The 24736-nt window shown below is 44.8% G+C and carries 22 protein-coding genes and 3 pseudogenes; 14 read left to right on the forward strand and 11 right to left on the reverse strand.

The features are described 5' to 3' along the window. Positions 1–363 precede the first annotated feature (363 nt). Positions 364–728, reverse strand: a pseudogene (locus ACGF5R_RS13230) (phage tail tape measure protein); the annotation flags it as partial. Positions 729–829: 101 nt separating this feature from the next. Then, positions 830–1714: a methylenetetrahydrofolate reductase gene (gene metF / locus ACGF5R_RS13235; protein WP_112878974.1), complete on the reverse strand. Its 885-nt coding sequence runs from the start codon at positions 1712–1714 to the stop codon at positions 830–832. A 285-nt stretch (positions 1715–1999) separates the two neighbouring features. Here metF and ACGF5R_RS13240 point away from each other — a divergent pair. Then, positions 2000–2446: pseudogene (locus ACGF5R_RS13240) on the forward strand (RNA-guided endonuclease InsQ/TnpB family protein); the annotation flags it as partial. Between the two features lie 48 nt (positions 2447–2494). On the opposite strand, the gene ACGF5R_RS13245 reads toward ACGF5R_RS13240, so the two are convergent. Both ACGF5R_RS13245 and metB read right to left on the reverse strand, forming a co-directional pair. Continuing rightward, on the reverse strand, positions 2495–4930 hold the full coding sequence (locus ACGF5R_RS13245; RefSeq protein WP_387691215.1) for a bifunctional aspartate kinase/homoserine dehydrogenase II: 2436 nt from the start codon (positions 4928–4930) through the stop codon (positions 2495–2497). Between the two features lie 2 nt (positions 4931–4932). Further along, entirely contained in the window at positions 4933–6093 is a 1161-nt protein-coding gene (metB, locus tag ACGF5R_RS13250; RefSeq protein WP_262980279.1) for a cystathionine gamma-synthase, read from the reverse strand. A gap of 287 nt (positions 6094–6380) precedes the next feature. On the opposite strand from metB, the gene metJ reads away from it, so the two are divergent. Then, positions 6381–6698, forward strand: a complete 318-nt coding sequence (gene metJ / locus ACGF5R_RS13255) for a met regulon transcriptional regulator MetJ (protein WP_036780112.1) — start codon at positions 6381–6383, stop codon at positions 6696–6698. 129 nt (positions 6699–6827) lie between these two features. Here metJ and rpmE read toward each other — a convergent pair whose 3' ends face one another. Further along, entirely contained in the window at positions 6828–7043 is a 216-nt protein-coding gene (gene rpmE, locus ACGF5R_RS13260; protein WP_112878949.1) for a 50S ribosomal protein L31, read from the reverse strand. A gap of 220 nt (positions 7044–7263) precedes the next feature. Between rpmE and priA the strand changes: the two genes are divergently transcribed. The 7 genes from priA to rraA all read left to right on the forward strand — a co-directional run bounded on the left by priA (position 7264) and on the right by rraA (position 15507). Then, a complete protein-coding gene (gene priA / locus ACGF5R_RS13265; protein WP_112878950.1) occupies positions 7264–9462 on the forward strand; it encodes a primosomal protein N' in 2199 nt (732 codons plus the stop codon). 326 nt (positions 9463–9788) lie between these two features. Then, positions 9789–10817 (forward strand): DNA-binding transcriptional regulator CytR, encoded by a 1029-nt coding sequence (cytR, locus tag ACGF5R_RS13270; RefSeq protein WP_387691217.1) that lies wholly within the window; start codon positions 9789–9791, stop codon positions 10815–10817. Between the two features lie 69 nt (positions 10818–10886). Continuing rightward, positions 10887–11714 carry a cell division protein FtsN gene (gene ftsN, locus ACGF5R_RS13275; RefSeq protein WP_262980280.1) on the forward strand — a complete coding sequence of 276 codons (828 nt, stop codon included), beginning with the start codon at positions 10887–10889 and terminating at the stop codon, positions 11712–11714. A 248-nt stretch (positions 11715–11962) separates the two neighbouring features. Further along, a complete protein-coding gene (hslV, locus tag ACGF5R_RS13280) occupies positions 11963–12493 on the forward strand; it encodes an ATP-dependent protease subunit HslV (RefSeq protein WP_112878953.1) in 531 nt (176 codons plus the stop codon). A gap of 11 nt (positions 12494–12504) precedes the next feature. Beyond that, positions 12505–13836 carry an HslU--HslV peptidase ATPase subunit gene (gene hslU, locus ACGF5R_RS13285; protein WP_112878954.1) on the forward strand — a complete coding sequence of 444 codons (1332 nt, stop codon included), beginning with the start codon at positions 12505–12507 and terminating at the stop codon, positions 13834–13836. 94 nt (positions 13837–13930) lie between these two features. Continuing rightward, complete coding sequence (locus tag ACGF5R_RS13290; protein WP_112878955.1) at positions 13931–14848, forward strand: 1,4-dihydroxy-2-naphthoate polyprenyltransferase; 918 nt, start codon at positions 13931–13933, stop codon at positions 14846–14848. A gap of 149 nt (positions 14849–14997) precedes the next feature. Next, positions 14998–15507, forward strand: a complete 510-nt coding sequence (gene rraA / locus ACGF5R_RS13295) for a ribonuclease E activity regulator RraA (protein WP_112878956.1) — start codon at positions 14998–15000, stop codon at positions 15505–15507. A gap of 68 nt (positions 15508–15575) precedes the next feature. On the opposite strand, the gene zapB is transcribed toward rraA, so the two are convergent. Beyond that, positions 15576–15818: a septal ring assembly protein ZapB gene (gene zapB, locus ACGF5R_RS13300; protein WP_011148831.1), complete on the reverse strand. Its 243-nt coding sequence runs from the start codon at positions 15816–15818 to the stop codon at positions 15576–15578. Between the two features lie 304 nt (positions 15819–16122). Between zapB and ACGF5R_RS13305 the strand changes: the two genes are divergently transcribed. Together ACGF5R_RS13305 and glpK are read left to right on the forward strand one after the other, a co-directional pair. After that, positions 16123–16953, forward strand: a complete 831-nt coding sequence (locus ACGF5R_RS13305) for an MIP/aquaporin family protein (RefSeq protein WP_112878957.1) — start codon at positions 16123–16125, stop codon at positions 16951–16953. Positions 16954–16983: 30 nt separating this feature from the next. Then, positions 16984–18507 (forward strand): glycerol kinase GlpK, encoded by a 1524-nt coding sequence (gene glpK / locus ACGF5R_RS13310; RefSeq protein ID WP_112878958.1) that lies wholly within the window; start codon positions 16984–16986, stop codon positions 18505–18507. A gap of 57 nt (positions 18508–18564) precedes the next feature. On the opposite strand, the pseudogene emrD reads toward glpK, so the two are convergent. After that, positions 18565–18825 (reverse strand): annotated as a pseudogene (emrD, locus tag ACGF5R_RS13315) (multidrug efflux MFS transporter EmrD); the annotation flags it as partial. A 210-nt stretch (positions 18826–19035) separates the two neighbouring features. Here emrD and fpr point away from each other — a divergent pair. After that, positions 19036–19782, forward strand: coding sequence for a ferredoxin--NADP(+) reductase (fpr, locus tag ACGF5R_RS13320; RefSeq protein WP_112878959.1), 747 nt, complete (start codon positions 19036–19038; stop codon positions 19780–19782). 2 nt (positions 19783–19784) lie between these two features. Here the strand turns inward: fpr and ACGF5R_RS13325 are convergent, their stop codons facing one another. Further along, positions 19785–20219 (reverse strand): DUF805 domain-containing protein, encoded by a 435-nt coding sequence (locus ACGF5R_RS13325; protein WP_112878960.1) that lies wholly within the window; start codon positions 20217–20219, stop codon positions 19785–19787. 67 nt (positions 20220–20286) lie between these two features. Between ACGF5R_RS13325 and ACGF5R_RS13330 the strand changes: the two genes are divergently transcribed. Together ACGF5R_RS13330 and tpiA are read left to right on the forward strand one after the other, a co-directional pair. After that, positions 20287–20889 carry a YiiQ family protein gene (locus ACGF5R_RS13330; protein ID WP_370446074.1) on the forward strand — a complete coding sequence of 201 codons (603 nt, stop codon included), beginning with the start codon at positions 20287–20289 and terminating at the stop codon, positions 20887–20889. Positions 20890–21023: 134 nt separating this feature from the next. After that, positions 21024–21791 (forward strand): triose-phosphate isomerase, encoded by a 768-nt coding sequence (gene tpiA, locus ACGF5R_RS13335; RefSeq protein ID WP_112878962.1) that lies wholly within the window; start codon positions 21024–21026, stop codon positions 21789–21791. Between the two features lie 52 nt (positions 21792–21843). Here the strand turns inward: tpiA and ACGF5R_RS13340 are convergent, their stop codons facing one another. The 3 genes from ACGF5R_RS13340 to ACGF5R_RS13350 form a co-directional block, all read right to left on the reverse strand. Beyond that, on the reverse strand, positions 21844–22839 hold the full coding sequence (locus tag ACGF5R_RS13340; protein WP_112878963.1) for a sulfate ABC transporter substrate-binding protein: 996 nt from the start codon (positions 22837–22839) through the stop codon (positions 21844–21846). Between the two features lie 172 nt (positions 22840–23011). After that, positions 23012–23983, reverse strand: coding sequence for a 6-phosphofructokinase (gene pfkA / locus ACGF5R_RS13345; RefSeq protein ID WP_112878964.1), 972 nt, complete (start codon positions 23981–23983; stop codon positions 23012–23014). 442 nt (positions 23984–24425) lie between these two features. Then, a complete protein-coding gene (locus ACGF5R_RS13350; protein ID WP_112878965.1) occupies positions 24426–24677 on the reverse strand; it encodes a plasmid stabilization protein in 252 nt (83 codons plus the stop codon). Positions 24678–24736 lie beyond the last annotated feature (59 nt).

A 24736-nucleotide genomic window follows, 5' to 3' on the forward strand; every position in this document is an offset into this window, starting at 1 on the left:
AAGTAAATAAGTAAATAAGTAAATAAGTAAATAAGTAAATAAGTAAATAAGTAAATAAGTAAATAAGTAAATAAGTAAATAAGTAAATAAGTAAATAAGTAAATAAGTAAAATATTATATTAAATAATATATAAAACATCAAGTTAATTTTAAAATTTACCTTCTATAAATATCTCACAAATTGCTTTTGTCCCGGTTCCCCCAAAGGAGATCCGATATTCTATACCCTATGGATTTCAAGATGCATCGCAACGGCAAGGGAGAGAATCCCCGGGAGCATAGATAACTATGTGACTGGGGTGAGTGAGTGCAACCAACAAAGAGGCAACTTGAAAGATAACGGGTATATAATAATGAAATTAATTAACGGATGGTGTAACGAATGTGCAAAATAATATCATTCGTGGTTTGCAATATTGCTTTTTGCTTGTCGGTGGCATTCAGGAATTGAAGATTCAATCTATCGTCATCATCAAAGGTAATATCTTCAAATGGCAGATATTTGCCGTCATTGAAATCCAGTTGAAACTGACTACTATCATTGGTGCCATGAGATACAGCCAATTCTGAACAGCTATCGGTAATTTAATACCACCACCATAGCTGAGCATAGCCTGAATATCCTAATAAGGCCCAACCAATGCAGGCAATGCAACACTGATTTGCTTGATACGACGAATCTTGTTATCACCAACGATGCTGTCCGGGTAATCGCTCTCCAATTGCATTTATTAGTCGAATCCGCCGATAATAAGAATTCACTCTTTATAACAATACTGCGAAAAAAATATGCTCTTACTAAGCAACATTTCTTAATAAGAGCCAATGATTAAGGACGAACACCCAAAGTATGACAAATTGCATAACTCAGTTCTGCGCGGTTTAAGGTATAAAAATGAAAATCCTTCACACCTTCGCGGCTTAAAATCTTCACCATATCCATTGCGATAGAAGCACCAACTAAATTTGCGCTTTCAGGATCATCATCCAGCCCATCAAACATTCTGGTCATCCAACTTGGAATACGCACATTAGTCATTACAGCAAAACGTTTAAGCTGACGGAAATTGGATACCGGCAAAATTCCCGGTACGATTTCCACATCAATCCCGGCAGTCACACAGCGGTCACGAAAACGTAGGTAACTTTCCACATCAAAGAAGAATTGAGTAATAGCACGGTTCGCCCCCGCATCAATTTTTCGTTTCAGGCTAATCAAGTCAGCCTGAGAACTTTTTGCCTCAGGATGCACCTCAGGGTAAGCCGCAACGGAAATATCAAAATCAGCCTCTTTCTTAAGTAATTCAACCAGATCAACTCCATACATTTTGGGTTTTTCACTGTTTTCCGGTAAATCACCCCGCAAAGCCACAATATGGCGAATACCATTTTTCCAATAATCACGGGCAATTTCGCACAATTCATCGCGGCTGGCATCAATACAAGTAAGGTGCGGAGCCGCTTCAAGGCCGGTTTTTTCTTTTATTCCCTTGATTATGCTATGGGTACGATCACGCTCGCCAGAGTTAGCGCCATAAGTAACAGAAACAAATTTAGGCTTGAGGGTGCTCAGGCGATTAATGGATTTCCACAGGGTTTTTTCCATCTCGGCTGTACGCGGTGGAAAGAATTCAAATGAAACACGGATCTGTCCTTCCAGTTCAGCCAGATTCTGATTCAGCGCCTCGCGCTGATTTGCGTGAAAAAAACTCATATCCTGCACCTCGTTAACAAGCGGAATAATTTCCCATCTTAATAATTTGCCAGTTACTTTTATTTGAACATCTAAACACCTATACGTTTAGACGTCCAAATAAGATGAGGGATCGGCATTTTTTAGTCAACAACAAAGTTGAGTTAAATCGGTGAGGAATATTCACCCTGAATCGGAAAAAAATTCATCGAGGAATCTTTAGCAAAAACCGCCGTAAACCCTTGCTCAGTGCGGGGATATCAGGCGAAAAGCCCAAAGGGCTTTGAGCGCGGTGAAGATCCCGAAATTGTCAACGCCACCCGTAACCTGCGTCGAAAGCAGAAATCGCTGTCCCGCAAACAAAAGGGCAGAGCTAACCGCAGCAAGGCCCGATTACGTCTGGCCGCAGTCCATGAGCGGATAGCCCATGCCCGCGCTATCGGGGATGCGGGCTGGCATGGCTTCCTCATGAAACTGGAATACAAAGCCGCAGCGGCGGGGGTCTATCTGGTCAAACTAGATCAGTGGTTCGCCAGCTCGAAAACCTGTCATTGCTGTGGTCACAAAGTGTCGGAAATGCCGCTGCGTAAGCGGATCTGGCAATGCCCTTTCTGTCGAGTTGAACATGACCGCGATATCAATGCGGCGATCAACATCCAGCGCAAGGGCATAACAGCATTACAGGCGGCGGGACTCGCCGTTTCTGCCCACAGAGGCCAGCGTAAATCCGTTGCATCGACGGTTGCGGCCTGAGAAGTGGGAAGCCTCGCCGTTTTTTACGGCGGGGAGCAGTCACAAAGCTTAAAGCAGTTGTGACAAACGGTTAAGATCAGACTGAATCGCTCCGGCGGTCACGTCCCGACCTGCCCCCGGCCCACGGATCACTAACGGATTATCACGATACCAACGGCTCTCAATCGCAAACACGTTGTCGCACGGTAGCAAAGACGCCAATGGGTGATCAGGACGTACCGCCTCAACACCCACCTTTGCCTTACCATTCGCATTAAAACGGGCAACATAACGCAGCACCATGCCCATTTCCTGCGCCGCAGCTAATCGCTGCACCATCTGCGCATTGATAGCACCGCTATTATCAAAGAATTGTTCAATAGAGCCTGATTCTGCTTCTTTCGGCACCAGTGACTCAACACGCACTTGCTCTGGCTCAATCTCATACCCTGCTTCACGGGCAAGGATAATCAATTTACGCATCACATCCTGACCAGACAAATCAATACGCGGATCAGGTTCTGTCAATCCCTGTTGCCACGCCTGTTCAACTAAATCACTAAACGGTACTGAACCATCAAATTGCAGAAACAGCCAAGATAATGTGCCGGAGAAAATGCCACTAATGGACAAAATGGTATCACCACTCTCCCGTAAGTCCCTCACGGTATGATTGATAGGTAAGCCAGCGCCAACTGTTGCATTGTAAAACCAATGGCGACCTGTTTTAGTAAATGCATCACGAATGAAACGATAATCACTGCTACTGGAAGCACCGGCAATTTTATTGGCACTGATAACATGGAAACCATAACTGGCAAAATCACTGTAACATCGAGCTAGTTCTTCACTCGCCGTCACATCTAGGATCACCAAATCGTCATAAGGATGCGCTCGCATCCACAGAAATAATTCATCAACATCATATTCTGTCGCTTCGTCATCAAAAAAAGCTAATGCTCGACTAGCATCAATCCCTTGATAGTCGAGTAAACTCCGGCGACTATCCGCCACACCGGCCAGAACAAATTCAAAATCACTGCGAGCCGAAATGTTTTTCTGCTCACGAGCGAATAACTCCAACCAACGAGAGCCAATATTTCCTTTACCAAACAAAATCAGACCAATCCGTTTTTCAGCCCGGAACAAACTCTGATGCAACCCCTGAATCACATGTTCAGTCTGATTAGTCCGCAACACAGCGACAAGGCTGATGCCATCCTCAGCATGCCAGATAAATTCTACCGGCTGATCTTTAAGTTGCTGATAAAAACGGTGGCAATGTAATGGGTTCTTGCATACACCAGCTCCAACCAGTGCCACCAGCGCCAAACCTTCTCTAAGGGAAAGTTTCCCCGGAAGCGTAGCATCTTCCAGCACACACAATGCACTATTCACCACTTCGGAAGTGTAACAGAGCTGAATCAAATTACAGTCTAGATGGATACCTGTCGCCAATGGGCGAATTTGTTCTCGCTTTAACAACAGATCAATATCTTTGTATATCTGTTTAAAATCATGATGAGCGGCCACATGCAACTCAATTAGGCAAACATCATCATGACTAGTAACAATTTTTGCGCCAGTCCCAGAAGCCAAAACCCTTTCAATACGCGTTGATCCTTGCTCCGGCTGGTAGCTGCAACGTAATAGCAAATCAATATCACTGAAGGAAACAGGCTGTAAGGTACGAGCATGCAACACGGGTGCGGCAAGACGAGCAAGTTCGCTGGCTTCATCCAAGCGTAATAGTGGTAACAAACAGGCATCTTTGACTTTTCTCGGATCAGCACTGTAGACACCAGCAACATCACTCCAGATGGTTACCCGCCTCGCCCCTGCCAAAGCCCCAACCTGAGTTGCGGAGTAGTCACTGCCATTTCGCCCCAATAACACCGTTTCTCCATCATGATTACTGGAGATAAAACCGGTCACCACCAGTCGTTTATTTAGGTTTTGTGTTAGCAACTGATTTAGCAATGGTTGGGAAAGGGTAACATCAATTTGCGGCTGAGCCGCCCGTTCCGCGCGTAAAAACTGGCGAGCATCCACCCAAGCGCTAGGAATACCCTGAACTTCAAGCACAGCCGACATCAAACGCGCGGACCAGATCTCTCCGTGCCCCACCACTTCTGCATAAGTCACATCACTAACGGGTTTATCCAGTAATGCACTTAGCTTTTCAAGATCGGCAATAAAACGCTTCACCAACTCTTCAGCAACAGTTTCAGGTAGCAAACCTCTAATCAGATCCTGCTGATAACGGCGCAGAACCTGCTGTACCTGATGGGCAGAAATACGGTCGCTCTGGCTAAGTTTAAGCCAATTAATTAACTGGTTAGTCGTGCTGCCTGCCGCGGATACCACCATTAAATCACCGGGTTGGCTGTAATTAGCCATAATCTTGGCTACCCGTTGATAACATTTCACATCCGCGAGACTACTTCCACCAAACTTATGTAATTGGCGGTCATTTTCCGCCCTTGCAACTACCAGTGCACTCATGGTCACTCCTTTACTACTGCCTGAAATGCATTTTCCAAATCAGCGATTAAATCCTGACTATCTTCAATACCCACAGAAACACGCAATAGTGAATCCGTAATCCCCGCTTCCGCCCTTGCCTGTGCTGACATGCCAGCGTGAGTCATGGTAGCCGTATGAGAAATTAAGGTTTCCACACCGCCCAGTGATTCCGCCAAAGTAAATAACTTTAACTCAGACAGAAAACGGCGTATCGCCTGTTCACTACCATCTAACTCAAAGCTTATCATTGCGCCAAAACCAAATTGTTGCTTACAAGCAATTTCATGCCCAGGATGATCTTTCAAAGCAGGATAAAAAAGTTTTTTCACTAACGGTTGCTGTTGAAGATAATTGACGATCTCCAATGCATTCTTTTGCTGTAGCAAGACCCGTGGCGATAAAGTGCGCATGCCGCGCAACAGCAGGTAGCTATCAAACGCCGCACCGGTCACACCAATATTATTCGCCCACCAAGCGAGCTCCGTTGCAACCTCTTCATCCTTTGCAATAATGGCTCCGGCAATCACATCAGAATGTCCATTAAGATATTTAGTACAGGAATGCACAACCAGATCTGCCCCCAACTCCAAAGGCTTCTGTAGTACAGGGCTCAGGAAAGTGTTATCAACAATGACTGTCGCACCTACCTCATGGGAAAGCTGGCATATATGAGCAATATCGACAATACGCAATAAAGGATTACTGGGCGTTTCAATCAATACCAACTTTGGTTTTTTGGACAAGACTTGCTTTAATGCCTGTTCATCACTCTGATCGACAAAAGCCACTTCATAAGCACCGCGTTTAGTCTGGCTGTCAAATAAACGGTAACTGCCACCGTAACAGTCATGAGGCGCAACCAACAGATCGCCAGGTTGAAGGAAAACCGTGCATAACAGGTGAATGGCTGACATTCCACTGCTGGTCATAATAGCACCCGCTCCCCCCTCCAGCTCAGCTAATGCCTGTTGCACCATATCGCGGCTCGGATTACTCCTGCGAGAATAATCATGTGTCCTTGGCTGATTAAAATCAGTAAAGTTATATGTGCTGGAAAGATATATAGGCGGAACAACACAACCATACTGTTCATCATTATTCAGCCCATTGCGAACTGCTATTGTTGCCGGCTTGCGTGTCATATCAGCTACCACTATCTGTCATAAATTAAGTCAGGGAAGAATATCCGCTGCCACAGTAGACGTCAATACATCTAGACATCTAAACCTCTTTACGGTTAGATTAGACAATGGGATAATTATTCATCATAACTAATGCTGCTTTATTTATCAGTAGCCATTAGTTTATCGCATATACTATAACTGTATAATTGATAAGGAAATCACGATAAAATGGCAATATGTCACAACGAAAGCTGGTGCTGTTATCTGGCTTAATTTTATGATTTTACGACTATTTAAGGTACCCCATGGCTGAGTGGAACGGTGAATATGTCAGCCCTTATGCTGAACATGGCAAAAAAAGCGAACAAGTGAAGAAAATCACAGTCTCGATTCCTTTGAAAGTGTTGAGAATCCTCACTGATGAACGCACTCGTCGCCAGGTCAATAACCTGCGTCATGCAACTAATAGTGAATTGCTGTGTGAAGCATTCCTGCATGCATTTACTGGACAGCCGCTACCCGATGATGCTGATTTACGTAAAGAGCGTAATGATGAAATCCCAGAGGCAGCCAAAAAAATCATGCGGGAATTAGGTATTGATCCTGATACCTGGGAATATTGATAGTAGCGAAAAAAACTCCTGTAAAAATTCAGGGATTTTTTATTTTGGCTAAAATGCAAAACGCCCGATGCAAAACACCGGGCGTTAGTACCAGTCGGCCTGTCATCATGGACAGGCTCAATTCTGCAATTATTTGCTGACACCTGGAACATTGAAACGTTTCTTAAAGCGATCAACACGACCACCAGTAGCAACATCACGTTGTTTACCCGTATAGAATGGGTGGCATTGGCCGCATACGTCCAGGTTCAGAGCGTGACCAGCGGTAGATCTAACTTGTATTACATTACCGCAAGAGCAGGTTGCAGTAATTTCTTCATATTTAGGATGAATACCTTTTTTCATGGGATAACCTCTGTTAAGGCCGTGTCGCTATCCAGCCCTGTTGCCGCCAGACACCACACGTCGTGTTGATAAAATGAGTTTGGTATCTTCCGTACCAAAGGTGGCGGATCATACAGAATATCTGCCTATCTCGCAATGAAATCCACTCAACACCTATGGTACTCTATAATCAATTTTTGATTACATTTTAACTTACCCATTGATTTTACGGAATAATTTTATGGTTGTTGTTCAGGTTGCTCTGCCTGTCCCTCTTACCCGCTCTTTTGACTATCTGCTACCCGCAGAGAGTCAATTACCCGTTGCAGGAATGCGGGTAACAGTCCCTTTTGGCAAACGTAAAGCGATTGGTATCGTTACCGGGATAGTTGACAACAGTGATATTCCAGCAGAACAACTGAAAACCATAGAATCTATTCTCGATACTCACTCCTTATTTCCAGAAAACCTTTGGCAATTATTGCTCTGGGCATCCAGTTATTACCATTACCCCATCGGTGAAGTCCTGTTCCATGCATTGCCGGTGCTGCTTCGTCAGGGAAAACCCGCAGAATCAACTCCACTATGGCAATGGCAAGTCACGCCAACAGGCGCTGAATTACCGCTAGCACAACTGAAACGCTCGCCAAAACAGCAGCAAGTACTGGCAACCCTACGCCGTAAAGCAATATATCGCCATCAGATTACAGAACTGGAACTGAGCGAAAGCGCTTTCCAATCGCTCAAAAAGAAGTCACTTATCGATTTATACCCTGTGCAACCTGAATCTGAGAACTGGCGAAATCACTTCCAAATCACCGGCGAACGCCTGAAATTGAATACCGAACAAGCCACAGCAGTTGGTGCTATCCGTGCAGAAGACCAGCAATTCTCTCCCTGGTTACTGGCGGGCATCACCGGATCAGGTAAAACAGAAGTTTATCTCAGTGTGTTGGAAAATATTCTGGAGCAAGGTAAACAAGCGCTGATACTTGTACCGGAAATTGGCCTGACACCACAGACCATCCGTCGCTTCCGTGAACGTTTCAACGCACCGGTTGATGTTCTTCATTCAGCCCTGAATGACAGTGAACGTCTTGCTGTATGGCTACGAGCGCGACAAGGTGAAAACGCCATTGTCATCGGTACACGCTCAGCCCTATTTACCCCTTTCGCCTGCCTTGGCATCATCATTATTGATGAAGAACATGACAGCTCTTATAAGCAACAGGAGGGCTGGCGTTACCATGCCCGTGATTTAGCGGTATTCAGAGCAAAAAAAGAGAATATCCCGGTAATCATGGGCTCTGCGACCCCAGCACTGGAAACACTTTACAATGTGCAACAAGGCAAATACCGCCCGCTAACATTGTCCAAACGGGCAGGTTATGCTCAGCCAGCGACTCAGCATCTGTTGGACTTAAAAGGCTTACCACTCAAAATCGGGTTATCTCAACCACTAATAAAGCGTATTGAAGAACATCTACAAGCCAATAATCAGGTCATACTTTTCCTTAACCGCCGCGGTTACTCACCTGCCCTACTCTGCCATGAATGTGGCTGGATTGCAGAATGCCAACGCTGTGACCATTATTACACGCTGCATCAATACCATCGTCAGTTACGTTGCCATCATTGTGACAGCCAGCGCCCCGTTCCCCGTCAGTGCCCGCAATGCGGTTCTACTCATCTTCAACCTGTTGGCCTTGGCACAGAACAGCTTGAAGACGGTATTTCAGCCCTATTCCCTAATGTACCTGTTACCCGCATTGACAGGGATACCACTAGCCGCAAAGGAACACTGGAACAACAACTGGCTGACATTCACGCCGGAAATGCCCGTATACTGATTGGCACCCAAATGCTGGCAAAAGGTCACCATTTTCCTGATGTCACACTGGTCGCGTTACTCGATGTTGATGGTGCCTTATTTTCAGCAGATTTTCGGGCAGCAGAACGTTTCGCACAACTTTATACACAGGTTTCTGGTCGGGCTGGTCGGGCTGGTAAACGAGGAGAAGTGGTTCTTCAGACTCATCATCCTGACCATCCATTACTGCAAATTTTGCTCAATAAAGGCTACGATGCTTTCGCTATTCAAGCTATGGATGAACGCAAAAGTGTGTTTTTACCACCATTTACCAGCCATATTATCTTACGGTCAGAAGATCACGATAATCAGCAAGCACCTGCTTTTTTACAACAACTGCGCCTGCTTTTTGAACACCACCCTTTGCGGGATGATAACTTATGGATCATGGGCCCGGTTCCTGCATTACAGTCAAAAAGAAGTGGTCGTTATCGTTGGCAACTATTAATTCAACATCCATCCAGAACTGTTTTACAAAAAATCATGGCACTGGTTTATCCACAGATAACAGCTTTACCGCAAACCCGAAAAGTGAAATGGAATATCGATGTTGATCCAACTGACAGTTAGTAATTAATCGCCTCTATTTTAAAACACATAACCTGAGCAGATTAAACATACTCTTATTTACTATTTAAAAAATCACACCCAACAATCCGTAACCAATGAAAAATTACTCACTAATTTGCGAGCCATATCGAATAAATGATTTATATCACACTTTTTTACAAACTAAGGAATAAATGAATTTGCCAAACTGTTTAGAATGATCCCTTAATAACATTGTCATAACCTTAAACCGCATGTCGTTACTTTCCTTAAAGTCACTGACGGTTTCCCGGCAACCAGAAAATGACAATCATTTAACTAATCAGTCAGGAAATGAGGAGTGAGTTTTGGAGCAGAAAAAGAATGGCACCTCCGCAACAATGAAAGATGTCGCTGAAGTGGCTGGCGTTTCTACCGCAACAGTATCGAGAACACTCATGAATCCAGAAAAGGTTTCTTCCCAGACCCGACAAAAAGTGGAACAAGCTGTACTGGCTGTGGGCTATTACCCAAATAATTTATCCCGTAATCTTAAACGCGGTGAGTCAAAAACTATTTTAGTGATAGTGCCAAATATCAGCGATCCCTTTTTCACTGACGTGATTTGCGGCATTGAAGAGACAGCGGAACAACATGGCTATCTGGTTTTAATCGGTGATTGCCAACATCAGCAAAAACAGGAACACGCGTTTCTCAACCTGATTGTCACCAAACAAATTGATGGTCTGTTGCTACTGGGTTCGAATATCCCGTTTGATGCCAGCAAAGAAGAACAAAAAAACCTACCACCAATGGTAATGGCAAACGAATTTGCACCAGAGCTAGAACTGCCGACTATTCATATTGATAACCTGACCGCCGCATTCAATGCGACTCATTATCTACAAACATTGGGACATAAACGCATTGCCTGCCTCTCCGGTCCGGAAAATATACCGATTTGCCGCTATCGCCTTCAGGGATATATCCAAGCATTGCGTCGCTCTGGTGGGACAATTCGTGAAGATTATATTGTCCAAGGTCACTTTACCCATGAAAGCGGCGCAAAGCTGACTGAACAGTTGCTCTCTCTGCTGGATCCCCCTACAGCCATCTTCTGCCACAGCGATGTTATGGCGATTGGCGTGATGTGGCAGGCTAAAAGAATGGGCTTAAAAATACCGGAAGATTTATCAATCATTGGGTTTGATAACTTAAGTCTCGCCATGTACAGCGATCCGCCGTTGACAACCGTTGGACAGCCCAGTTATCAAATTGGCCGCAAGGCAATGTTACTGTTGCTAGATCAAATCCAGGGTCACACAACTTCAGGCGGTTCTCAGTTACTGGAATCGGAATTAATTATTCGGCAAAGCACCTGTTCGCCTAAAAGCTAGGCAAATAACCGCAGGTTAAGTAACATATCGTTTATTTTCTTTTACTTAAATTACTCAGCGAATTAGACAGTGGCACAACGAGATTATGTGAGTCGCGGGCGTTCAAACACCCGCCGTAAAAATACCGATAAGAAAAAACACCAAGCCCAGGGGCTGCCAAAAGCAACGCTGGCCATCGCGGTAGCCTTAGTCGTTATCTTTATTGGTGGCCTTTACTTTATTACCCACAATAAACAGAAAAGCGAACCAGAAATACTGCCAAAACATTCTCAACAAAACAATGGATTACCACCAAAACCAGAAGAACGTTGGCGCTATATCAAAGAATTGGAAAATCGCCCCGTTGGCATCGAGACACCACGTGATCCCTCATCCGGGGGGCAAATCAATTCACAAACTCAGCTGACCGCAGAGCAACGGCAGTTACTTGAACAAATGCAAGCGGATATGCGCCAACCGGCGACTTCGCTGCCAGAAGTGCCATACAATGGCGTTCAAGTGCCGCGTTCACAAGTGATCATCAAGCCATCAGCGGAAACACAACAGCTGCTGGAAACAAGACCACAACTACAGCCTCGACAAACGTTACCACAACAACCAATGCAGACTCAGCCAGTTCAGCCACAAACTCTACCACCGGCTGAAACCAGTAAACCTAAGCCCGTAGAAAAGGCCCAGCGTATGATTTTACAATGTGGTTCATTCCGCAATATGGACCAAGCTGAATCAGTACGTGCCAATCTGGCATTTGCGGGTATTGAAAGCCAGATCACAACGGGAGACGGCTGGCATCGTGTTGTTCTTGGTCCCTACAGTAAAAACACCGCAGAAAAAATGCGGGAACGTCTGAAAGGCGCTGGCGTATCAGGTTGCATTCTCCGTGTTACTGGGGGTTGAAAAATGATAATTCTCCCCCATCTATACTGCCAACACCGTGCACACGGTATTTTCGATAGCCGTATACCCTATGGATTTCAAGATGCATCGAGACGGCAAGGGAGCGAATCCCCGGGAGCATAGCTAACTATGTGACCGGGGTGAGCGAGTGCAGCCAACAAAGAGGCAACTTGAAAGATAACGGGTATATACACTGTCGAAAGTACCGTGCGTCACATTTATCTATTTTTGTAACCAAGGGCTTACTCGTGACTACAATCGTAAGTGTTCGCCGTAATGGCCAAGTCGTAATCGGTGGTGATGGACAGGCAACGATGGGTAATACCGTCATGAAAGGCAATGTCCGTAAAGTTCGCCGCCTCTATAATGACAAAGTAATCGCGGGTTTTGCCGGCGGTACAGCAGACGCTTTTACTCTGTTTGAACTGTTTGAACGTAAACTTGAAATGCACCAAGGGCATCTGACCAAAGCAGCGGTTGAGCTTGCTAAAGACTGGCGCACTGATCGCATGCTACGCAAACTGGAAGCTCTGCTGGCAGTCGCAGATGAAAATACCTCCCTGATCATTACAGGTAACGGCGATGTCATTCAGCCAGAAAATGACCTAATTGCCATTGGTTCCGGTGGCCCATACGCCCAATCTGCTGCACGAGCAATGCTGGATAATACCGATCTCAGCGCCAGACAAATTGCAGAGAAAGCGTTAACCATTGCCGGTGATATCTGCATTTATACCAACCATAATCACAACTTCGAAGAACTTCCTTCAAAAGCGTAAGGGTAGATAGTATGTCTGAAATGACTCCACGCGAAATTGTCAGCGAACTTGACAAACACATTATTGGTCAGGACAAAGCGAAACGCGCTGTAGCTATCGCACTCCGTAACCGCTGGCGTCGTATGCAGCTAGATGAAACGCTGCGCTACGAAGTAACACCTAAAAATATCCTGATGATTGGTCCGACTGGGGTAGGTAAAACCGAAATCGCCCGTCGCCTGGCAAAACTGGCAAATGCGCCGTTTATCAAAGTCGAAGCGACAAAATTCACCGAAGTTGGCTATGTTGGTAAAGAAGTCGACTCTATCATCCGTGATCTGACCGATGCCGCGGTTAAAATGGTCCGCCTGCAATCCATCGAAAAAAACCGTTATCGGGCAGAAGAATTGGCAGAAGAGCGTATTCTGGATGCCCTGATCCCACCAGCCAAAAATAACTGGGGACAAACGGAGACGCAAGTCGAGCCATCAGCCGCACGCCAAGCATTCCGTAAGAAACTACGTGAAGGTCAACTTGATGATAAAGAAATCGAGATTGATGTTGCTACCACACCTGTGGGCGTCGAGATCATGGCGCCTCCGGGTATGGAAGAGATGACAAATCAGTTGCAATCTATGTTCCAGAACCTTGCCGGTCAGAAACACAAATCTCGTAAGCTAAAAATCAAGGATGCTTTCAAGCTACTGATCGAAGAAGAAGCCTCTAAACTAGTTAACCCGGAAGAATTGAAACAACAGGCTATTGATTCCGTTGAACAACACGGTATTGTCTTCATTGATGAAATCGACAAAATCTGCAAACGAGGTCAGACCTCAGGCCCTGATGTTTCCCGTGAAGGTGTTCAGCGTGACCTGTTGCCATTGGTGGAAGGTTGTACAGTATCCACTAAACACGGCATGGTAAAAACAGACCACATCCTGTTTATCGCCTCAGGTGCATTCCAGGTTGCCAGTCCTTCCGATCTTATCCCTGAATTACAAGGGCGCCTGCCGATCCGAGTGGAGTTACAGGCACTAACTACAAAAGATTTTGAGCGTATTCTGACTGAACCGAGTGCATCCCTGACGGAGCAGTACAAAGCACTGATGGAAACGGAAGGTATGATCATCAGTTTCACGGATGATGGCATTAGCAAAATTGCAGAATCCGCATGGCAGGTAAATGAATCGACCGAAAATATCGGGGCCCGTCGCCTACATACTGTGCTTGAGCGGCTGATAGAAGATATCTCCTTCGAAGCCAGCGAACGCCGTGGCCAGTCAGTTGATATTGATGCCGACTATGTTAAAAAACATCTAGATGAATTGGTTGCAGATGAAGATCTGAGCCGCTTTATCCTATAATCGGTATATACGATTTCTGATCCGCTATAATGAATCATGGGAGGCAAGCCTCCCATGATTCATTATAAATTTACAGGAGTAAGTGAACTCAGAAATGAACTCATCAACTTCCATCAGTCAAACTCAAGCATGGCTGGAAAGTTTGCGCCCTAAAACGCTACCACTCGCCCTTGCCGCCATTATTACTGGCTCAGCCCTTGCTGCTTGGACAGGGCATTTCAAGCTACCAGTCGCCTTACTAGCGCTATTAACAGCTGCCATACTGCAAATTCTGTCCAATCTCGCCAATGATTACGGTGATGTTATCAAAGGCAGTGATACTGAAAAGCGTATCGGGCCACTACGGGGTATGCAAAAAGGCATTATTACCATCTCACAGATGAAAAAAGCGCTGAAGATTATTGTCCTGCTAACTTGTCTGTCTGGTAGCGCCTTGATTGCCGTTGCCTGTGAAGAACCTAGCGATATATTCGGTTTTTTAGCACTTGGCTTGCTAGCAATTATTGCCGCAATTACCTATACAGTCGGTACAAAGCCTTATGGCTATATGGGACTTGGCGATATTTCAGTACTGATTTTCTTTGGCTGGTTAAGTGTTGCCGGTACTTATTATCTTCAAGCAGGTTTTTTTGACTCGGTTGTCATACTCCCGGCGACAGCCTGTGGTCTTCTCTCTGCTGCTGTTTTAAATATCAATAACTTGCGTGATATTGAAGATGACAAACGGCATGGCAAAAACACCCTGGCCGTCCGTCTCGGCCCTAAAAAAGCCCGTCATTATCATGGATGTTTAATAATCACAGCAATACTCTGCTTGGTATTATTCACCATACAAAACCCGTCTGGCTGGTCAAGCTGGTTGTTCCTGCTCGCTCTGCCTTGGTTGTTCAAACATATGTGGTATGTACTTAATGAACCCACACCGGAGGGAATGCGACCAATGTTGGGACAGATGGTTAAGGCGGCATTATTGACTAATATTCTATTTTCAGTTGGTCTTATTTTTAATTAGACAATATTTGTGCTGTTTTTCCGAAGATGTTGTAACTTAATCATTCTGGATACCTGTTAACAATATCAATTTAATAATTGATGATTTTGCTAACATCGGCCTGAAAGGGATATACTTACTGTTCCATACCTTAACCAGACGTAAATCCTATGAAATATGATACTTCCGAGCTTTGTGACATCTATCAAGAAGAAGTAAATGTGGTAGAGCCTATGTTCTCCAATTTTGGCGGGCGTACTTCATTTGGTGGTCAAATCATCACGGTTAAATGCTTTGAAGACAACGGGTTACTGTACGACCTGCTTGAAGACAACGGTCATGGACGCATTTTACTGGTAGATGGTGGTGGTTCTGTACGCCAAGCATTAATTAACGCTGAGTTGGCACAACTCGCTGTGCAAAATGGATGGGAGGGCATTGTTGTTTACGGTGCTGTACGTCAGGTTGACCAGTTAGCAGAGTTCGACCTCGGCATTCAAGCTATAGCCGCTATTCCTGCTGGCTGTCGTGATGAAGGGACCGGCGCAAGCGATATCCGGGTGAATTTTGGTGGTGTCACCTTCTTCTCTGGCGATTATTTGTATGCCGATAACACCGGTATCATTTTGTCTGAAGAACCACTGGGACTTGATGATAACGAAGAAGATGAGATCATCTGATGATAACGTATGATAAAACTAAGGGCGATTTTTCAGATCGCCCTTCTCTTGTCTGTTGGAAATTTTAATTACTGAACATCTTCCATTTTGCCTAACAAGGCACGCAAACGTTCTTGCCATACTTGTTGCTCTTGTTTTAATTGCTCATTTTCATGAGCCAGAGACTCACGGCCGCTGGTTGCATTCTGGATCTCCTGAGACAAAGATCGATTTTTTTCTTTTAATTCTTCAATTTCCATTTGTAGCAGGGTAATAGTATCAATCGCCTGCTGAACCTTGGCTTCCAGCTTTTCAAACACTTCAAATGACATTCTCGGTTCCCCCTTATAAGCAATTGTCTGATTGTATGTAGCCAAAGCTCCCCTGTCTAGCAACATCCCCAACACATGAAAAATAACTACCAAATAAAAAGCTCAAAATGTCTCACACTTTAATTTTTAGCAAAATAGCGGATAAATGCGGATTCGCTCATTTTGTTGACACAACACACACATTTTAATTTCGCTATTTCTCGTTTCCGCTCATTAACGATAAATTTACATAATCTCCTTTTCAATTTCTGAAAGGTGACAATAATAATTACGCCTCTAAAATCTTCTTTGTAGGATAGAACATATGAGCCAAACCACTAGCACGACATTAACCGGACAATGTATCTCTGAGTTTCTTGGTACCGCACTATTGGTTTTCCTTGGAGTAGGCTGTGTTGCCGCTGCACGTATTGCCGGCGCACAATTAGGCTTATGGGAAATCAGTATTATTTGGGGTATGAGCGTTGCGTTGGCTGTTTATCTCACCGCAGGTGTTTCCGGTGCTCACCTTAACCCAGCAGTGACGATTGCCTTATGGTTGTTTGCCCGTTTTGATGGCAAAAAGGTTATCCCTTTCATTATTGCCCAAATGATTGGTGGCTTCATCGCTGCCGTTCTCATTTACATGATGTACTACAGCGTATTCCTTGATTACGAACAGGTACACAATATCATTCGTGGTACGCCTGAAAGCCTGTTTACAGCAGGTGTATTCTCTACTTACCCAATGGCGCCACTGTCCATTTCTCAGGCTTTTATGATAGAAGTTATCATTGCCGCCATTCTGCTCTGTTTGATTCTGTCGCTGACTGACGACGGCAACGGTATTCCCCGCGGTCCTCTGGCCCCGTTACTGATTGGTATTGTGATTGCCGTTATCGGCGGTGCATTTGGCCCATTAACCGGTTTCGCGCTGAACCCGGCCCGTGACTTTGGCCCCAAATTAGTTGCTTATCTGGCTGGTTGGGGAGATATTGCCCTGACGGGTGGGCGTGAAATCCCTTACTGTCTGGTTACTCTGACCGCCCCTATTATCGGCGGTATTGTGGGAGCATTTGGCTACCGCAAACTTATTGGTCGCAATTTACCATCTGATGTTCATAAGACTGAAGACCAGAAGAATAAGAAAGCCTAAAGTAGAGCATTACCAGAACAGGTTATTATCATGACAACAGAAAATATGATTGAGAAAAAGTATATTGTCGCTCTTGATCAGGGAACCACCAGTTCCCGAGCAATAATTCTTGATCACGACGCCAATATTATCTCAATTTCCCAAAGAGAGTTTACGCAAATTTATCCTAAACCGGGTTGGGTAGAACACGATCCAATGGAAATCTGGGCAACCCAAAGCTCAACTTTAGTAGAAGTATTGGCGAAAGCGGATATTAGTTCTGATCAGATTGCCGGTATTGGGATTACCAACCAACGTGAAACAACGATTATTTGGGAAAAAGAAACCGGTAAACCTATTTACAATGCCATCGTTTGGCAATGTCGCCGTACCGCAGACGCGTGTACTAAACTCAAACAAAAAGAGGGATTAGAAGAATATATTCGCCAGAATACAGGGCTGGTAGTAGACCCTTATTTCTCCGGCACCAAAGTAAAATGGATCTTAGATAACGTCGCAGGCGCCCGTGAACGAGCTGAAAAGGGTGAGCTCCTATTCGGTACTGTGGATACTTGGCTGGTATGGAAAATGACTCAAGGCCGTGTCCACGTTACCGATTTCACAAACGCCTCCCGAACAATGCTGTTCAATATTCACAATCTGGAGTGGGATCAGCATATTCTTGATGAGTTACAAATCCCGCGATCCCTACTGCCTAGCGTTCATTCATCTTCTGAGATTTATGGTCAGACCAACATCGGCGGTAAAGGCGGCACCCGGATCCCTATCTCAGGTATCGCAGGTGATCAGCAAGCTGCTCTATATGGTCAACTTTGTGTCCAACCGGGTATGGCGAAAAACACCTACGGGACAGGCTGTTTCCTACTGATGAACACGGGTACAGATGCCGTACGCTCCAATCACGGCCTACTGACAACCATTGCCTGTGGTCCTCGCGGCGAAGTGAACTATGCACTTGAAGGTGCGGTTTTCGTTGGTGGTGCCTCTATTCAGTGGTTGCGTGATGAACTGAAACTTATTGCAGATGCGGCTGACTCCGAATATTTTGCCACTAAAGTTAAAAATAGTAACGGCGTGTATGTGGTCCCTGCTTTTACCGGCCTTGGTGCCCCCTATTGGGATCCCTATGCCCGAGGGTCAATTTTCGGCCTAACCCGCGGCACCAACAGTAATCACATCATTCGTGCGACGCTGGAATCTATCGCCTATCAGACCCGTGATGTACTGGACGCTATGCAAGCTGATGCAGGCACCCGGCTGCAAGCACTACGGGTAGATGGTGGAGCCGTTGCCAATAACTTCCTGATGCAATTCCAATCAGATATTCTTGGCACCCGTGTAGAACGCCCTGTGGTACGTGAAAGCACTGCATTGGGTGCAGCATTCCTCGCAGGATTGGCAGTTGGCTACTGGAAAGACCTGGATGAAGTGAAAAGTAAAGCCACCATTGAAAAAGAATTCCGTCCAAGCATTGAAACCACTGAACGTAATTACAAATACAATGGCTGGAAAAAAGCAGTTGCCCGTGCGCAGGATTGGGAAGATAAAGGCTAACGCATTCTAATTAATATAAAGAAAGGGTGAAATTACCACCCTTTCTTTACTATATGATTAAACGACATGTCCCTGGCGTTGCATCCTATGTGCCAATGGTAACCAACAAAGCAAGATCAAAACTGACGTAAAGAATATCAGCATGCCTACACTGAATTGATTATTTTGCGGCAGCATTGCAGATAACCAGGTTACTAAGCCAGAGCCAACATTCTGCAAACCACCGACCAGCGCTCCCGCTGCACCAGCCAGATAAGGAAATGGCTCCATTACCCCTGTTATTGCTAGTGGAAACAACATTCCTGCACCAAAGAAAAAAGCAGTGCGCAATTTTATTTTCAGAAAAAATTGCAGTCAATTACGCCACATATGGCAACAAATATGCACATATAAACCCAGCATTAATAAAATAATAGTTAATTTTTCTATGACACAGAATCGATAATGGTATTTATCTCTATAGGACTAAAATAGCGACGTAAAAACAAACTGTTCGGAGATTTCTTTCGGGATAGGAGATAAGTTCCAATGGCAAACTGGGTTACAGGAAAAGTTACACAAGTTATTCACTGGACGAATACCTTATTCAGCATCAGGATACATGCACCGGTTGAAGAATTTACTGCGGGTCAGTTTGCAAAACTGGCGATGGAAATAGATGATGAACGGGTGCAACGGGCCTACTCTTATGTTAATGCCCCGATAGATAATAATCTTGAATTCTACTTAGTGACGGTTCCAGAAGGCAAACTCAGCCCACGGTTAGCAGCTCTGCAACCGGGTGATGATCTCTTAGTAACAGAACAAGCCGCAGGCTTTTTTATTCTTGATGAAATACCTGATTGTGAAACATTATGGATGCTTTCAACAGGGACTGCCATTGGCCCTTATCTGTCAATCCTCCAGCAAGGCGATCATCTGGATAGATTCAAGAACATCGTATTGGTGCATGCGGTCAGACTAACACAAGATTTAAGCTATCTGCCCTTAATGCAGCAATTAGTTGAACGTCTCAATGGCAAGTTACGAATTCAGACTATCGTCAGTCGTGAACAAAACCCCGGCTCATTGACTGGCCGTATCCCGCCATTGATCGAGAACGGCGAACTTGAGTCCGCTGTCGGACTTACGATGAGCAGTGACAACAGCCATATTATGTTATGCGGTAACCCTCAGATGGTGAAAGATACCCAGCAACTACTAAAAGAGCAGCGCGGAATGATAAAACACTTACGCCGCAAACCGGGGCATATCACCAGTGAGCAATATTGGTAATTTCAATCATCTTTGACAGAAATAAAATCCACTTTCTCTGTCGCCTCACCAAACCGGTTTGGCCCATCCGTACCACGGAATACACCGCAATCAAGCACCATCATTACAATGATCAATGTGGGGATAAAACGGCCAATCCCCCATTGCCAGAACGGTGCCATGCCACCCCAGTCAACAGCAATCAACAGCCCTGCCAGTAATAAAAGCAGCGACCAGCCTCCTCGCTTATTTCGATCATGCAGACGCTTAACCATCATTGCCGCTACGGGATACATCACTAAGACAAGTGCAAAAACAGCATAGTGCATGGTCAAAGAATTCATTCCCTGAATAGTCAAGATAACAAACATCAAAGCCAAGCAAACACCAATGCCAATCCAGAATTCACAACGCCCAATTCGTCCTTTGAATGAAAAACCCCATTGTTGTAATGTCATCTATTCTTTTCCAATCGTGTATTCTGTTTCTCTGCGCAGTTTAACCTAAGCGAGCGGCAACATGAAAATGGACGTTAATAAATTTCTAGCCATAATATTAGCGGCAAACAGCGTCGGTTTGCCATTGGTAGCCAATGCTGATAAATCTACAACCACAGAACCCACAGTACAAGCGACCTATCTTCTGCCGAATGCCCCCTCTTTCGATGAAACTATCCCGCGATTTCGCGAAAAATATAATCGCCGCAACCCGACATTGCCACTACGCGAGTATCGGGTAATCATAAGTAAAAACATTTATCCTCCACTGACACGAGCTGCCAGCAAAATCAATGAAAAACTCTATTCTTCCGCCGTACTTGAGCGAGGAAGCGAAAAAATCAAAAGCCTGCAACTGACATTACTACCATCAGAAAATACCGCTGAAACTCAGCAAAACCAAATGTTGGCAGAGCAGTACATGACCGCCCTAATGCGCCACTTTAACCCAACGCTTTCACAGGAACAAAGCAAAGAGAATATTGATAACTTACTCATAAACAGCAAAAAATCGCCATTTTACAGCCACAACATCGGCGCTATTCGCTATATTGTGGTAAATAGTAGTGAAAAAACGCTTACTTTCGCTATTGAACCGATTAAGCTATGGTTATTTGAACCCGATAACTAATCAAATTTAGCAATAAAAAAAAGCTATTGTTGGCAATGATCACTATACTGTGGAGCGCCGATCTACCGAATCGATCTTAAGAATGAATTTCATTCAACTCACTACTTAAACATTCTCTGGTTGGAGGAAAAAACATGCGACATCCATTAGTTATGGGTAACTGGAAATTGAATGGCAGCACCCATATGGTTAACGAACTCATCACTGGCCTGCGTCAAGAATTAAGCAGTGTTACCGGCTGTGACGTCGCTATCGCGCCACCAGCGCTTTATCTCTCTCAGGCTAAACAAGCACTGGCTGGCAGCCGCATTGCTCTAGGTGCACAGGACGTTGACGTTAACCTGTCTGGTGCATTTACCGGTGAAACTTCCGCCACAATGTTGAAAGACATTGGCGCAGAATACATTATTATCGGCCACTCTGAACGCCGTACTTACCACCAAGAAAGTGATGAATTCATTGCGAAAAAATTTTCCATTCTTAAACAACAAGGTCTAATCCCTGTTTTGTGCATCGGCGAAACTGAACAGGAAAATGAAGCCGGCCAAACTGAAAGCGTATGTGCAAGGCAAATTGATGCGGTTCTGAACACATTGGGCGCAGAAGCATTTCAAGATGCGGTCATTGCTTACGAACCTGTTTGGGCGATTGGTACAGGCAAATCAGCAACACCAGCACAAGCTCAGGCTGTGCACAAATTCATTCGTGATCATATTGCGCAGAGAGATGCAGCAATCGCAAAACAGGTCATTATCCAGTACGGCGGCTCTGTAAACGCAGATAATGCCGCTGAACTATTCGCTCAGCCAGACATTGACGGTGCATTAGTTGGCGGTGCATCTCTAAAAGCTAATGCTTTCGCTGTTATCGTAAAAGCCGCAGCCACTGCGAAAAAAGCCTAATTCATATTTCAACGATAACTGACCGCCGTACACCTACGGCGGTTACTCATTTCTATCGCTGAATAATCTCATCAAACACACCGCCAGTCGCAAAATGCACTTTTTGAGCTTCACCCCAACCGCCGAATATCTTATCGACAGTAAATAATTCCAACGCAGGAAAAGAGGAGCGGTACTTATCAGCAACCGCTTTATCACGTGGTCGATAATAGTTTTTAGCCGCTATCTCCTGCCCAACTGGCGAGTAAAGGTATTGCAGATATTCTGTTGCTAACTCACGGCTATGACGTTTATCAACAACCTTATCAACAACAGAAACCGTCGGCTCAGCCAGAATTGAAAGACTAGGTGTCACAATTTCGAATTTATCTTTATCAAGCGCATTAATCGCTAATAATGCCTCATTCTCCCAGGCAATTAATACATCACCGATTCCACGCTCGACAAAAGTACTGGTCGCTCCTCTTGCGCCAGAATCGAGCACTTCAACATTCCGGTAAAGGGCTTTAACAAACGCTTTCGCTTTGTCCTGTTCCTGATTGTTATGAATCAACCCATAACCCCATGCAGCCAAATAATTCCAGCGTGCACCGCCCGATGTTTTTGGATTAGGTGTCACAACAGATACTCCTGGACGAACTAAATCTGACCAGTCTTTAATTTGCTTTGGATTACCTTTCCGCACTAAAAAAACAATGGTTGAAGTATAGGGGGCAGAATTCTCTGGCAAACGCTTAATCCATGCTTTCGCTATCCGGCCACGTTCCGCAATGGCATCCACATCATAGGCCAAAGCCAGTGTCACCACATCCGCCTCAAGGCCATTGATAACAGAAGTTGCCTGTTTACCCGAACCACCATGAGATTGCCGGATTATCACTTTATCCCCAGTCTTCTGCTGCCAATAATTACTAAAAGCCTGATTATATTGCTGATATAACTCGCGGGTTGGATCATAGGAAACATTAAGAAGCTGAAGATCTTTTGCCCATACGCTGCTACTGGTAATCAATAGTAACGCCAATGCCACACGCCATCTGACTTTCATTTGAATCTCTCCACAAGCTGTTTTAACTGTTATGAAATTCAAGGCTGACAGAAAGCGTTATCACTCAGAAATAATTAAAAGCATTTATTTATATGCGATAGGAATATACTAAGGAGACATTACAGCCTCCAACGAGGCTGCAACGGATTTAGATTTGCCGGGATTAACGTGCTCAATACAACTTTTTCGCGGTTTCCAACCAATCCTGTTTAAACACACGTTTCATATTTTGCACTGCATCAATGATGTCATGATGAACAAGTTTCTCGTTCTGAATACCAACACAACGACCACCATAACCTTCCAACAGTAATTGAATGGAATATGCCCCCATACGGGAAGCCAGAATACGATCATAGGCAACCGGGGAACCACCACGCTGAACATGGCCTAAGACTGTGGCACGGGTTTCATGATGCGTCTCTTTTTCGATATGTCTCGCAAGTTCATAAACATCACAAACATGTTCGGTAATTGCAACGATGGCGTGGCGTTTACCTTTATCGATACCCGCTTTAATTTCAGCTACGAGCTCATCACAACTAAATGAGACTTCCGGTAGAACAATAAACTCACAACCACCTGCAATAGCGGCTGACAAAGTGAGATCACCACAATAACGTCCCATGACTTCAACAATGGAAATACGTTTGTGGGAAGTCGAGGTATCACGCAGACGGTCAATCGCTTCAACCACCGTTTCCAGCGCCGTGAAATAGCCGATGGTATAGTCGGTACCCGCCACATCATTATCAATCGTGCCCGGCAGACCAATGCAGGGGAAACCCGCTTCTGTCAGTTTTTTCGCGCCAAGATAGGAACCGTCACCGCCGATAACAACCAGAGCATCAAGACCGTTTTTTCTCATGTTCTCAATAGCGACAGTACGAACCTTCTCATCCCTGAACTCTGGGAAACGAGCTGAACCTAGAAAAGTACCACCACGGTTAATCATGTCGGATACACTAAAACGGTCAAGTTTCTTCATGCGGTTTTCATACAAGCCAAGATAGCCATCATAAATACCGAAAACTTCCAACCCTTCGGCTAATCCCGCACGGACCACACCACGAATAGCTGCATTCATACCCGGCGCATCACCGCCACTCGTTAAGACACCGATTCTTTTGATCTCATTGCTCATGACGACCTCTGACTTGTAGATGTAATAATTGCAAACCCGCTAACGGCGGACTCCGTATGCGATCACTTTGCCTGAGAAATCTGCCTTTTTAACCTGCTACCACCCAGCGTACTGAAACAATCAAGCTGAATTGATTCAACTTTTCATATAATACGGTAAAAAACCAAGTCTGCATTAACAATAAGTCCCTTTTTTGAGATCAAGTTGGCTAAAAAGCCATTTAATTATGCTCCTATAGCTCTTAAGGTCATCAACCAACCTCCGAGAAATCCTATCCTTATATCCCCGCTCGCACTGGACAACTGTCTTGAGCGACAATTTATAAACCAAATCTCCGGCCCGTTTACCAATAGCAATGACGAGCAAGATAATCTCATTGTCGTTCACCTCTGGATAACCTAACTTCTTCCACTCCTTTAAAGCTCGCTTTTCAAATTTCAGACTATAGGTCATCAAGGCTCACACTAACAAATTCAGCATCTTTTAAACGATTATCGGCAACTTTGTTCAATGCAGCATCCTCTGCCAATTCCTGATAGTAAGCGAATAATTCAGGCGGCACACAATAAAACACTGGTTCATTTCGGTTTAGGATTACGGTAGCCTCACCTTCTCCCTGTAAATATGTTCCCATAGGGTTACGTTTCAGATCGGTAATACTCGCCGCTGTGTTTGTTAAGATTTGATATGCCATACACCACCTCATGCAATTATATAATTCAACACTAGATCATTTAAGAGCACCTTTAAATG

The sequence above is a fragment of the Photorhabdus sp. RM71S genome (genome assembly GCF_042879355.1).
Classification (GTDB): domain Bacteria; phylum Pseudomonadota; class Gammaproteobacteria; order Enterobacterales; family Enterobacteriaceae; genus Photorhabdus; species Photorhabdus kayaii.